The sequence below is a fragment of the Brevibacillus nigriterrae genome (assembly GCF_049846925.1).
Classification (GTDB): Bacteria; Bacillota; Bacilli; order Brevibacillales; family Brevibacillaceae; genus Brevibacillus_H.
The window spans coordinates 119,313-131,704 of the sequence record NZ_JBNCMT010000010.1; the positions used below are offsets into that span (position 1 = coordinate 119,313).

The following is a 12,392-nucleotide window of genomic DNA, read 5'->3' on the forward strand; positions in this document are numbered from 1 at the left end:
GCTGTACTTCTCCATTATTCCAAATTCATTTCTACTATAAACGCAAAAGAAAAAGCCTTGCGTACAAGGCCCTCGAAAGTGATATTAAGCGATTTTCGATTTCTAGATTTCTAGTGATTGATTGAGTCCACGTACGGAATTAAAAACTTGAACTCTTCATAGGAAATCGATGTCTCCCAGTACCCCATAAGTTTTGCTGCCAATACAGACAGCGCAAACAGGAGCAGGAAGCTTACTGGTACTACCCACTTGTTTACCTTTTTGGGCCCCACTGTCATGTTAAGCGTATCTTTAATCGGACAAGCCTCGACACATTGCATGCATGATGAGCATTCGGGTGTCAGCACCGCTTTCTTTTCTGAAACACGGATGCCTTGTGGGCAAACCCTTGTGCACTGGTGACAGCTAATACACGTATTCTCATTCCGTTTAATTTTTGTGATTCCAAACAACGAGCCCAAACCAATCAGTGCGCCGTATGGACACAGATAGCGGCACCAGAAGTTTTTGACGAACAGAGACAATGCAAACAATACGATGATGACTTTTAGCGAAAAGTAGCTTATGTCCAGGAAAAACAGAAGCATTTTGATATCGGACACTTTGTTATAGTCTGTCTGCAGGAATTGCGCTGAGGCAAGTACAGGCATGTCAAAAACAACAATTTTTATGAAGAAAAACAGCAGCAGATACTTCAGTGTATAGAGTGGGTAGGCTAACCAGGTTGGTGGATTAAACGTTCTTCCCAGGATCTTTTGCCCCAGCGCTCCTGTAAACTCGCTGATGGTTCCAACCGGGCAAAACCAGCTACAGAAAGACTTTCGCAGCAGCAATCCAGATCCCACGAAAATCATAAACAAGACAAGTCCCGCCGGATGGATCGTATCAAATTCCCCCGTGAGCACCCAGACCTTGAAAGAAACGAGAGCACTAATCGGCAAAAACCCTTCTACTGCTGCCGGTCTTTCAACAAAAGGGCCTGCTCCGGTGGCAAAGTGCATATAAAATTGGTAGAACTGCATGCCTACATATAGCAAAAACAGGGAAAACAGGAGCTGCACCGTATGTCGTGCCAATTGTACGGGTTTTCTTTTCAAATATATTTTGAAGTAGTTTTTGGTCTTCATGCTACTCCCTCCATTCATCCTCCCTTAACTATAAAAAATGAATGGAAAACAAATTGTGATGTAGATTTCAAATTCCCCGTCATTCGACAAGAGTTCATGAAGCTGTCATAAATAAAAAAGCAGAAAGTTGTCGAACAAGCAAAGTTGTAATAAAATCATAATAGTCTAATTTTTCCCATTATTGGTCAAAAGAGGTGTTATTATGAGAAGAAGAAATACCCAAGCTTTTACTTTTTTGGCCTGGGCGTCCTTCGTGCTTGCTGTTTTGGCGATGTTTATTGGAATTTACACGCTCGAAGCCAGCTTGCCTGTGAAAGGGTATTATGCTGTAACGTCATTTTTCTTAATCATGTCGTGTTTTGTGTTGCAAAAAACCATTCGTGACAATCAGGAAGACGATGATAAAATATCAGCTTCCTCGAACAAGATTGATCCCGAGTTGTAACAACAACGCTTAGGCACGGGCTTTAATCCTCAGAAACTTCTTTTATACGATCCCTTGGGGCTGCCGGTTGGCAATTCCAAGGGCTTTCTATTTTTGCCTGAAATTGTTTTCGCCTATGGTATTCGTATATAGATAGACATACAATGGTCGATAGAATAATTTTGATCAAAAATACAAACTGCTTTTTTCTTAATACATTTGTAAGAATTATAGAAAGTTTTTCGTAATAATCCCTTTGTACCATAGAGGTACGTCACTACCAGGAGGGATGAAGATTGCTCGGAGGTGTATTTGTTTGTCTAAATATCATGTTCTTGTCGTCGATGATGAAGCAGAGATCAGAGACGCATTGGAGATCTATCTAAAAAATGAAGAAATCTCCGTACATAAAGCAAGTAATGGACTCGAAGCATTGCAAGTATTGGAAGCAACTGAAATCCATCTGATCATTCTGGATATCATGATGCCCCAAATGGATGGAATCAAAGCTACCTTTACGATCAGGGAGAGCAAGAACATTCCCATTATTCTACTCTCCGCCAAGTCAGAGGACACCGACAAAATCCTGGGACTTAACGTTGGTGCGGATGACTATGTAACCAAGCCTTTTAACCCGCTTGAGTTAATTGCCCGTGTAAAATCACAGCTACGCAGATATACGAATCTGGGCAACTACAAAGCAAGTGAGGATGAGATCCAGGTAAGGGGCCTCACCCTCAACAAAAGCACTAAATCGGTCACTGTTGATCAGGAGGATGTTCGCCTTACCGCTACGGAATATAAAATCCTTGAGTTGTTGATGGAAAACAAGGGAAGAGTCTTCTCAATCGAAGAGATTTATGAACGGGTGTGGAAAGAACCGTATTTACAAGGCGAAAACACCGTTGCCGTTCACGTCCGGAGAATTCGGGAGAAAATCGAGATTAACCCGAAAGATCCGAAGTATTTGAAGGTGGTGTGGGGAATTGGATACAAAATCGAAAAATAATAAGTCTGTCCCGGGAGCCGCTCTCCTTATATCATTGGCACTCCTGACGTTATCCTTTTTGGCAGCAGCAGACGTCATCGGACACAGAAAATACCTGACCGACAATTATTACTTTCAATCTCATACGTTTACAGACAACCTGAAAGTCTATTCTGGCTTGGTTTCTTCCTTTCATCTTGTATACGATGGTTTCGAACAGAAAACAGATGATCAGAAAATCGGAGAAGATGAAATCCAGCGGTTGCGGCTACAAAAAGGGCTGGCTACCAAAGAAGTTGCTACGTCGCTTCAAGATGAATACAGTCAGAAGATCCAGGAGGCACTCCGCAGCGGTGATCAAGCCAAGGTAACCGTGCTTGGCAAAGAATTGGCTCAAAAGCTTGATGAAGTGAGAGCTAAGTATGACAAGTGGTTTGAGGATAGCAAAAAGGAGATTCTCAACTACAAGACAAGAGACTTCGAAAATCTGAAAAACAGCTATGCCATTAGAGATGGTGCCTTCTATTATTACATTCAGGATCTTACAAGTGGCAAGGTTTACACGAATACTTCCAACGGACCGGATGATCCTGCCATTCGTGAAAAGGAGTTGTATAGTGTTTCATTCCCACAGACATCGTTTGAAGACCCGAATTTGCAATCGATGAACATCACATTCCAGCAGAATAATTGGAAAGGCGTATTTATCGTTCCACTAGAAGCAAAGGGAATCAGCCAAATCCATGCAGACTATACCTATTTCAACACAATCAGGGACAGGTTAGTGAAAGAGATAGTAATATCGATCACTACGTTGCTTGGTGCTTGCTTACTCTACTATTTCTATCGCAGGCGTTGCCTGCATGAACAGGATCTCTTGGAGAAGCCATCTGCTCTTCTTCGCAAAATCCCGATTGATGTACGGGCAGCCCTATTCCTGATTATTTGCTTCCTGACGATTCTTTTGTCCATTCAATCATCCTTTTTTTACTTCCCGATCGGGTTAAATCACATACTCCTGTTTACGGTGATGTTCTGTTTGCTGTTTGTCCTGCTCCTGAACATCAGGGAAGAAATTCGACTCTTCTACAACAAATCAGAGCTTCATCAACAATGGCAGTCCAGTATGATCGTAACCATTTCCAGCCTGGTAAAAGAAAGCTTTGTCTACAAAAGTATCCTGTTTAAAGTGCTTTTGGTGTTACTGCTGACGTCCTTGTTAGGTCTGTTTTTTATCCTGGCTCTCATGGGACTGGATGACTCAGCCGAAGAACTGGTGATCTTTGCGATCGGTTACTTTTTTCTATACCTCGCTTTTGTTGTCCCCTATATCTTGCGGAGAGTAAGTCTCTTCAGCAAAATTTTCAAGGGGGCAGAGGAAATAGCGGCAGGCAACCTTACTTATAGTATTGATGAGAACGGTCAAGGCAACCTCTCCCATCTTGCACGAAATATAAATAACATGAAGCAAGGCTTCAAGCAGTCTCTCGAAAGCCATTTAAAAAGCGAACGCTTGAAATCTGAGTTAATCACCAATGTGTCACACGATCTCAAAACGCCACTCACTTCCATTGTGAATTACATTGATTTACTGAAGAGAGAAGATGTAACGAGTGAACAAACAAAGCAATATATCGATGTCCTTGACCGAAAAGCATTGCGGCTCAAAACCCTCATCGATGATTTGTTTGAAGCTTCCAAGGTGGCAAGTGGTTCTGTAGAACTTAGCTTGGAGCGGGTCAATATCGCAAACCTGCTGAATCAAGCCCTCGCAGAATGCAGTGATCAGATTGAGAAATCCTCGTTAACCTTTCGGGTCAATGTAGAAAAGCCGCAGATGTTTGCTTACGTCGACGGCAACAAGACATGGCGAGTGTTCGAAAATCTGATCAGCAACTCTCTCAAATATTCTCAGCCAGACACTAGAGTATATCTCTCTTTGGAAGAACAGGAAACCTTCATTGTACTGACCATAAAGAATGTCTCTGCCTACGAAATCGACTTCGATGTGAATGAGTTGTTTGAACGCTTCAAGCGAGCCGATCAATCCAGACATACAGAAGGATCTGGCCTGGGGCTGGCTATCGCCAAAAGCATCATGGATTTGCAAGGTGGTCAGTTAGTGATTGAAGTTGATGGAGATTATTTCAAAGTAATTGTACGATTCGTCAAAGGATAACTAGTAAAAAATAAAAGCCCAATCCATGTTCGAGATGGATTGGGCTTTTTTGCTGTTGGTACTATTTTATGTTCCGAGTACAGGGGTATTTACTGATTCCCAGTACTCTTCCACAATATTGTCGATGATCTTTTTAACCGGCAAAATCTCTTTAATCTCATGCACGCGAGCTCCAGCAAAGACTAAACCATTCTCCGTATCTCCATTCACGGAAGCAACTAGTGAATCCAAGGTACAGAAGCGGTAGGAGCAATGCTTCAAACAATCATAGCACTTGTTAATCTTTAATTTGCCGTCATTGGAAATGGCATTGGAGAATGAGTTTCGAATCGCTCGGCCTTGCAAGCCTACCGTTGTTTTGACCAGGACTGTGTCGCCTTCCTGAGCATTCACGTATTTTTGCTTAAATTCGAGCGGAGCATCACATTCTTCACTTGCTACAAAACGTGTACCCATCTGAACACCTGCAGCACCCATCTGAAGAGCTTTGGCTACATCATGTCCATTCATAATACCGCCAGCAGCAATAACTGGGATGTTAACTGCCTCTACTACTTCAGGCAAAATATCAAATAAAGGTCTGTCCGTTCCAAGGTGTCCCCCGGCTTCGAAACCTTCCACAACTACGGCAGCCGCACCCAGTTTTTCAGAAAGCTTGGCTACTTTGGCAGAAGAAACGATAGAAATAACAGGAACGTTATACTCTCTTCCCCATTGATACATATCACGCGAAATTCCCGCACCGGAAATAATGAAGTCTACCTTTTCTTCCATGGCAGCTTTCATTTTCTCAGCAAAATCCTTCATTGCAAAAAGTACGTTTACACCAATGTAACCTTTTCCAGTAATAGACTCTTTTGCCTTGCGAATATGATCTCTCATCTCATCGAGAGTAATACCGGTACCGGAGATGATTCCTACCCCTCCTGCATTCGCAACCGCTGATGCCAAACCACTTAACGATATCGCTACACCCATACCACCCTGAAAAATAGGAACCTTAGGTAACATATGAGCAATTTTTAGTTGTGGAAGTTCCAACGTCAATACCCCATTTCGATGTGTATATAAAAGATATTGAACCTATCATACATGAACTCAAAACATACTGACAGGATGTTGAGTTATTCTTTGCATATTAACCTATTATATACCACATTTTGGAACATTATTATACAAGTCCCCATATTTCTCCATTGGAATCCAGTTCAAGTGATTCTGCTGCAGGTTTCTTTGGCAATCCAGGCATGGTTACAATACTTCCCGTCAATGCAACGATAAATTGCGCCCCCGCTGAAACTCGGATCTCATTTACGTGGATGGTAAAGTCCGTTGGCGCTCCCAGCTTGTCTGCCTGATCCGAGAAAGAGTACGGGGTTTTAGCCATACATACAGGCAAGTGGGACAGCCCCATCTCACCTACTTTTTGCAACGTTTTACGTGCAGTATTGGAGAAAAGGACTTGGGCGCCACGATAAATTTCCCGAACGACAATCTCAATCTTTTCTTCGATCGACTGATGGTCCTCGTAGATCAAGCGGAAAGAATTTTGCTTGTGCTCTGCAGCGTGTACGACCTTTTCAGCCAATTCAACTCCGCCTTGCCCGCCTTCCTCCCAGACGTTAGAGAGGGCTGCTTCTGCCCCGAGGTTCTTGCACATGGATACGACAGCATCCAATTCAGCTTGTGAATCCGTCGCAAATTGATTGATAGCGACTACAACAGGTACGCCAAACTTCTGGAGATTTTCCACATGTCGCTGCACATTGGCAAATCCGCTCTCCAATGCTGGCATATTCTCTTCGTTCAGGTCAGCGACTTTGATACCTCCGTTGTATTTCAATGCTCGAACGGTAATGACCAGTACTGCTGCCGCCGGAGTCAAACCCGCTTTTCGGCATTTGATATCAAAAAACTTCTCCGCTCCGAGATCAGCTCCGAACCCTGCCTCAGTAACCACATAATCAGCCAGTTTCAACGCAAGTCTCGTTCCCAGAATGCTGCTGCAGCCATGAGCGATATTGGCAAAAGGACCACCGTGGACGATTACGGGCGTTCCTTCAATGGTTTGTACTAGATTTGGCTTCATGGCATCCTTTAACAGGACACACATCGCTTCTACTGCATTCACTTCTACTGCTGTAACCGGTTGATCATCCATGTCGTAACCGATAATAATGCGGCTAAGTCTGGCACGAAGATCGTCAATATTTTCGCTTAAGCAAAGTATCGCCATGATTTCGGATGCAGTTGTAATCATGAAGCCGTCTTCCCGCACCATCCCGTTGCCTTCTCCGAGACCAACCGTAATTTGGCGAAGCGCTCGGTCATTCATATCCATTGCACGCTTCCACACGACTTTTTTGGGATTCAGGCGCCTCGAGTTCCCCTGAAATATATGGTTATCAATCATGGCAGCCAGCAGATTGTGGGCAGAAGTAATGGCGTGGATATCCCCAGTAAAATGAAGGTTAATATCTTCAGCAGGCAAAATCTGTGCCCTTCCACTTCCCGTCGCCCCTCCTTTGATCCCCATACAAGGGCCAAGCGATGGCTCACGAAGTGCTGCAATGGTTGTTTTCCCAATTCGGTTTAACGCTTGGGACAATCCAATCGTCGTCAACGTCTTGCCTGCTCCTGCGGGATTGGGATTCATCGCCGTGACTAGAATCAGCTTTCCATCCGGTTGGTCCTTTACTTTTTCCCATAGTTGATTCGATAGTTTCGCCTTGTACTTCCCGTACAGCTCTAAGTCTTCTTCGGAAATGTTCACTTGTTTGGCTACTTCAACAATTGGTTGCATAGGATCTCCTCTATGATTTGCGGCATACTCCATCTGCTTTTATTAAACACTTCCCTTGATAGAGAAAACAATTGAACAATTGATTACAACTGCATGAAGAAAATATACATGACCGTTTTATGCATTAAAGCGATACCCCGCCCCCCAGATTGTCTCAATAATCTGCGGCTGTGAAGGGTCCCGCTCAATTTTCTCTCTTATTTTGCGGATGTGTACGGTAACTGTCGCAATATCCCCCATGGAGTCCAGCCCCCAGATCCGTTCAAAGAGATGATCCTTACTGAATACACGATTGGGATGAGAGGCGAGAAAGGTAAGAAGATCGAACTCCTTCGTGGTAAAGATTACCTCCTGATCACCCACAAAAACTCGTCTGGATGAGCCCTGAATTCGCAGACCCCGAATGCTGATAACCTCTTTTTCCCTTTCTTCCCGACTGCCAGACAGCCGTTCATACCTGGCAAGATGAGCTTTGACCCGAGCTACCAGTTCATTTGGGCTGAACGGCTTTACGATATAATCATCCGCACCCAAACCAAGTCCACGAATCTTGTCAATGTCTTCCCCTTTTGCCGATACAAAGAGAATGGGAACCTCCCGAACGGATCGAATCTGGCGGCAAATTTCGAATCCATCCACATTGGGCAGCATGATGTCTAGTACGATCAAGTCAAACGATTCTTGGAGCGCCTTTTGCAATCCACTGTCTCCGGTGAAGGCGAGCTCTACCTCGTATCCGTAGCTCTCCAGATAGTCCCGTTCCAGCTCAGCAATACTGATTTCATCCTCAATGATGAGAATCCGCTTCATCTACATTCTCCTTCCCGTCAAAAGCGTTCATCGTAATAAAAATACTCGTCCCGACTCCCACTGTACTTTCTGCCAATATCGTTCCTCCGTGTTCTTCAATGATTCGTTTGGCAATGGCAAGCCCTAGTCCGCTTCCACCCGTCGATGAATTCCTGGACGAGTCTACCCGGTAGAACCGATCAAAAACTTGAGCAAGTGCTTCTTGGGGAATCCCCGACCCGTTGTCTCGAATCTCTATTTGAACTCTGTCCATTCGGCGTGATAGATGAACGGAGATTTGTTTCTCTGGTTTATCCATGAATTTGATGCTGTTTCCAATAATATTGATGATTACTCGCTTGAGATGTTCACGATCAGCTACTACCCGATAAGAAGACCCGTCAGCGATAACCGTATCCAGTCGTATGTTCTGGCGATCACAATCAAGCTGCATTTCTTCTGCAAAATCGAGCAGGAAGCCCTTTACATCGAGCTTTTCAAAATGGAAGCTTTCTCTTTTCAAGTCCAATTTGGAGTACAAAAACAATTGATCTATTAAATGATCCAATTCGCTTGCTTTTGAATTGATGGTTTGCAGGTACTTTTTCAGTTTTTCAGGTGTATTGGCAACCCCATCCTGAATTCCTTCCACATACCCCTTAATCGAAGTAATTGGCGTCTTGAGATCATGCGAAATATTGGAGATCAGTTCTTTGCGATTTTCTTCGTACTGCAGTTGCAGCATAATCGATTCTTTCAGTTTTTTGCGCATCATCTCGAATGTCTGTCCCAACTGGCCCAGTTCATCATTGGAGGTAACCTGGAGCTGAAAATCGAGGTTTCCCTCTGCAATGTGTTGCGCCGCTTGTTTGAGAGACGTGATGGGTCTGATGATGCTTTTGGAAACAAAGTAAGTAAGCATGACATTCGTCAGGATCAGCACCAGAAGCAAGGAAAGGAATAGCATGGGGAAAAAGGAATGAGCAAAGCTGAGTAACGGGCTGGCATCACGAACAAAGAGTAAACTGCCTTCTGTTCCGTCTGAAAAATAAAAATCGTGACGCAGCATCGAAACATATTGTTCACCCATTTTTTTCATCGGATGGCCGTCAACATCGATTCCAAAGGCTGGCAAATCCTCTATCGGCAAGTCTGAGAGTGCAGGTGACCTATATACGAATTGTCGGTTCTTGATCAGAAGTATGCCACCGCCGAATTCTTGTGCCTTCTGATCAAGTTCCTTCTGAAAGCTCTGAGCAAGCAAACTCTCCGGATTCATTGCTATTTGTCGTTTTAACCCGTTCAACTCCGCCTGAGCCCCGGCAACCGGACGATGATCTCCATCTTTTTGATATATATTGCGAATTTCCTTGATGTCGCCCCAGAAAACCAATGTAAGGAGCATCGTAGCGATAATAAATAAAAAGATGGGTACGAAAATCATGGCGATGTTGGACAAAAGCAAACGATACCGGATAGACATATTTCCACCAGCCTTTGGCGAATTCTACAACTCTCTTTTGTTGAACCTATCATATCCCAATAGAAAAAAGAAGCCGCTAAACGAGAGAAGATAAAGGATGTTCGTTACATTTCGCAAGCTCAACGGTGTATCAAGCAACGGTTCATACCAGTCCAGATAGGTTACAGGCAGGACGGGTGCAATGGATGGTTCGAGCAAAGCCGTTATTTGCATACCTAGATAAAGAAGAATGGATAGAGTCATCGATGTATTGCTGGATTTCAGGAACTGGTTCAAATAAGTAAAGAAAACTGCCAATGTCATTAAGGAAAACCAGCTACTCATGTAGGCAATCAACCCTTGAAAGAATGCCGCCCATGACCCTGAGGCCATATAGGTAAACCCACCCAAGACAGAACCGATGTATAAAGCAACGATTAGCCCACATACAAATACACCGATGGCAGCCAGTTTCGATACATATACACGCCATCTGCTGATGGGAAAAGCAAGTGAGAATTTCATACCGCCTCTTTGCCACTCATCAGCAAATAAATCGGCCGCCGCTTTACAGATAAAGATTGGAATAACAAGGACAGTAGAAAGGTTTAGCATGAACAGCGGAAAGTTGGAGGCATCTGCGGCAAGAAAGCCAAACCGCTCCTGAATATCGCCGAGTAAAAAACTCACCAAAACAGGCAGGGCAAAAAGTAAAACGAGAAAGGCCAAATTGGATTTCCTTGAAGTCAGCTTTTGCCACTCATTGCGTGTTAACAGATAGAGACTGATCATTATTATTTACACTCCTTTCTTTCCTGTTACTACACTTTCTTTGTAGTGCTGCTCTAATGATTGTTCCTTGATCTCGGCTATTTTTCCAGTGGATATCCACTTACCGTCATCGATCATTCCGAAGCTCTTGCACACGGGCTCTAACTCATGGATCAGGTGACTGGAAATAAGAAAACTCACTCCTTCGTTGTTGGCCAGATGATCCACGATCTCTCGAAACAAGAGCTTTCCTTCAATGTCCATTCCATTCGTCGGTTCATCCAGAATCAACAGCTTCGGATTCGGGTACAACGCAAAAGCGAGAGACAATCGTTGCTTCATCCCTGCTGAGAAGCTGGCGACTTTTTCGTGTTTATTCTGAGCGAGTCCCGTTACTTGCAGAACCTCATCGATTCGTTTTGCGTCTATCTGCGGGTAGTATCGGGCAACCAATTGCATATTTTCTCTGGCAGTCATCTCATCATAGGCAAACGGGGGACCGATCAGGCATCCCGTCTGACTCATCGCCATCTCATAATGAGTAGTAATATCCCAGCCAAACAGGCTTGCTGATCCCTCATCCATCTGACATTGCCCGGTCATGCATTTCATCAGCGTTGTTTTGCCTGCACCATTGGGGCCAAACAACCCAAAAACCTCTCCCTCACCAATGGAAAGATCAATTCCTTTGATGCCTCTGTCGTTCTTATAGGTTTTTACGAGATTACGCACCTCGATCACATTCATCTGACAGTCCTCCCTTGGGTTAAACGACAAGAACGGGAACGGGAAAGGGTATCGCCCCCCTTTCCCACTGCTACACTATTCTTTGTGCTTCATATTGATTTCTTCTACCTGTTTGCCTGTGAGATCAAGCGGTTCTACGCTCGTTTGATTAAAATCAGTAAGGTCCGCTTCCACACTCACTTCCAGGTTGTGCTGGACACCTTGTTGATCTTTGCCTGTGAACGAAATCTGGACCGCTTTCTCTTCTACAAAACCATTGGCACCGATTTCAGCAGTGAGGTAGATGCGGTTCAAATGAATGCTGTCGGTTAATGCAGGCAGCTCCGGTTTTACATCGGTGAACCATTCCTGGTGAAATGAATCATTGTGTTTTTTATGTCCTTCATTTGCGTGTTTCACAATGAATGTTCCTATCGCGCTTACTGCTGCCGGAATCTCTGTTTCTGTCAACTCCATCGTTACTTCCTTGGTTCCGTTAGCACCTTCTTGCACGATGACCTGATCGTGCAAGTCAGAGGTTAACGCATCAAAGATGTTCTCCATCTCCTGTTTCATTTCTTCACTTGGCTCCCCATGATGGCGTCCGGGACCTTTGTGCGGGCCATTCAGTTGGATGATCTTGTCTGTTCCTTCTCTGGTCACATACATTTTTTCATTCTGCTGATAAGCGTGTAAGATTGTTTTCACGTCGCCTTTGGTAATTGTTGCTTCCTTGTTTTGCAACTGATCTGCCCGGTTATTCTTACATTCGGCGTCGACCTGATAGACCGTCTTTCCGTTATCTTCTATGGTGAGTTTAACTTGCGCTGTCAGACTCTCTGCTTGCTTGGTTTTCTTGAAAGACTCTTTTAACACGTCATACCCGGATGTGCTTGCTGACGCTGTGTAGATACTCCCCATGAGCAGCACTCCACATACACCAATCCCTGTGAGCAAATTCTTGTTCATTTGCCATTGCCTCCTAACTAGTTATCGTTTGATTCACCATCAGAATAACCAGCAAGCATAAACACCCGCTAAAGCATTTCTTAAATAATTCTTAAATTGATCCAAAAAAAACAAAAAACCCACCCTTCTTTGGAAAGAATGGTGAGTCAAAATT

General features: G+C 44.0%; 11 protein-coding genes. 3 read left to right on the plus strand and 8 right to left on the minus strand.

Going from position 1 to position 12,392, the window contains the following annotated elements:
* Nucleotides 1-110 precede the first annotated feature (110 nt).
* Nucleotides 111-1,127: a 4Fe-4S binding protein gene (locus ACPW7N_RS09860; RefSeq protein WP_425650892.1), complete on the minus strand. Its 1,017-nt coding sequence runs from the start codon at nucleotides 1,125-1,127 to the stop codon at nucleotides 111-113.
* 202 nt (nucleotides 1,128-1,329) lie between these two features.
* Here ACPW7N_RS09860 and ACPW7N_RS09865 point away from each other — a divergent pair, with 202 nt between their 5' ends.
* The 3 genes from ACPW7N_RS09865 (at nucleotide 1,330) to ACPW7N_RS09875 (ending at nucleotide 4,718) form a co-directional block, all read left to right on the plus strand.
* Nucleotides 1,330-1,572 carry a YiaA/YiaB family inner membrane protein gene (locus ACPW7N_RS09865; RefSeq protein WP_425650893.1) on the plus strand — a complete coding sequence of 81 codons (243 nt, stop codon included), beginning with the start codon at nucleotides 1,330-1,332 and terminating at the stop codon, nucleotides 1,570-1,572.
* 295 nt (nucleotides 1,573-1,867) lie between these two features.
* Nucleotides 1,868-2,560, plus strand: a complete 693-nt coding sequence (locus tag ACPW7N_RS09870; protein ID WP_425650894.1) for a response regulator transcription factor — start codon at nucleotides 1,868-1,870, stop codon at nucleotides 2,558-2,560.
* Nucleotides 2,538-4,718, plus strand: a complete 2,181-nt coding sequence (locus ACPW7N_RS09875) for a sensor histidine kinase (RefSeq protein ID WP_425650895.1) — start codon at nucleotides 2,538-2,540, stop codon at nucleotides 4,716-4,718. The genes ACPW7N_RS09870 and ACPW7N_RS09875 overlap by 23 nt, the downstream gene beginning before the upstream one ends.
* 66 nt (nucleotides 4,719-4,784) lie before the next feature.
* Here ACPW7N_RS09875 and ACPW7N_RS09880 read toward each other — a convergent pair whose 3' ends face one another.
* From ACPW7N_RS09880 to ACPW7N_RS09910, 7 genes are all read right to left on the minus strand, one after another.
* Nucleotides 4,785-5,759, minus strand: a complete 975-nt coding sequence (locus tag ACPW7N_RS09880) for an NAD(P)H-dependent flavin oxidoreductase (RefSeq protein ID WP_425650896.1) — start codon at nucleotides 5,757-5,759, stop codon at nucleotides 4,785-4,787.
* Nucleotides 5,760-5,889: 130 nt separating this feature from the next.
* On the minus strand, nucleotides 5,890-7,521 hold the full coding sequence (locus tag ACPW7N_RS09885; protein ID WP_425650897.1) for a formate--tetrahydrofolate ligase: 1,632 nt from the start codon (nucleotides 7,519-7,521) through the stop codon (nucleotides 5,890-5,892).
* A 117-nt stretch (nucleotides 7,522-7,638) separates the two neighbouring features.
* Nucleotides 7,639-8,331, minus strand: a complete 693-nt coding sequence (locus tag ACPW7N_RS09890) for a response regulator transcription factor (protein ID WP_425650898.1) — start codon at nucleotides 8,329-8,331, stop codon at nucleotides 7,639-7,641.
* Entirely contained in the window at nucleotides 8,309-9,793 is a 1,485-nt protein-coding gene (locus ACPW7N_RS09895) for a sensor histidine kinase (RefSeq protein ID WP_425650899.1), read from the minus strand. Before ACPW7N_RS09895 ends, ACPW7N_RS09890 begins: the two co-directional genes overlap by 23 nt.
* Nucleotides 9,794-9,817: 24 nt before the next feature.
* A complete protein-coding gene (locus tag ACPW7N_RS09900; RefSeq protein ID WP_425650900.1) occupies nucleotides 9,818-10,564 on the minus strand; it encodes an ABC transporter permease subunit in 747 nt (248 codons plus the stop codon).
* A gap of 6 nt (nucleotides 10,565-10,570) precedes the next feature.
* Nucleotides 10,571-11,290 carry an ABC transporter ATP-binding protein gene (locus ACPW7N_RS09905; RefSeq protein ID WP_425650901.1) on the minus strand — a complete coding sequence of 240 codons (720 nt, stop codon included), beginning with the start codon at nucleotides 11,288-11,290 and terminating at the stop codon, nucleotides 10,571-10,573.
* Nucleotides 11,291-11,365: 75 nt separating this feature from the next.
* Nucleotides 11,366-12,238, minus strand: a complete 873-nt coding sequence (locus tag ACPW7N_RS09910) for a hypothetical protein (RefSeq protein WP_425650902.1) — start codon at nucleotides 12,236-12,238, stop codon at nucleotides 11,366-11,368.
* Nucleotides 12,239-12,392 lie beyond the last annotated feature (154 nt).

Coding starts and splice junctions, on each gene's coding strand:
- ACPW7N_RS09860 (WP_425650892.1), bottom strand. CDS start 1,127: ATGAAGACCAAAAACTACTTCAAAATATATTTGAAAAGAAAACCCGTA.
- ACPW7N_RS09865 (WP_425650893.1), top strand. CDS start 1,330: ATGAGAAGAAGAAATACCCAAGCTTTTACTTTTTTGGCCTGGGCGTCC.
- ACPW7N_RS09885 (WP_425650897.1), bottom strand. CDS start 7,521: ATGCAACCAATTGTTGAAGTAGCCAAACAAGTGAACATTTCCGAAGAA.
- ACPW7N_RS09890 (WP_425650898.1), bottom strand. CDS start 8,331: ATGAAGCGGATTCTCATCATTGAGGATGAAATCAGTATTGCTGAGCTG.
- ACPW7N_RS09895 (WP_425650899.1), bottom strand. CDS start 9,793: ATGTCTATCCGGTATCGTTTGCTTTTGTCCAACATCGCCATGATTTTC.
- ACPW7N_RS09900 (WP_425650900.1), bottom strand. CDS start 10,564: ATGATCAGTCTCTATCTGTTAACACGCAATGAGTGGCAAAAGCTGACT.
- ACPW7N_RS09905 (WP_425650901.1), bottom strand. CDS start 11,290: ATGAATGTGATCGAGGTGCGTAATCTCGTAAAAACCTATAAGAACGAC.
- ACPW7N_RS09910 (WP_425650902.1), bottom strand. CDS start 12,238: ATGAACAAGAATTTGCTCACAGGGATTGGTGTATGTGGAGTGCTGCTC.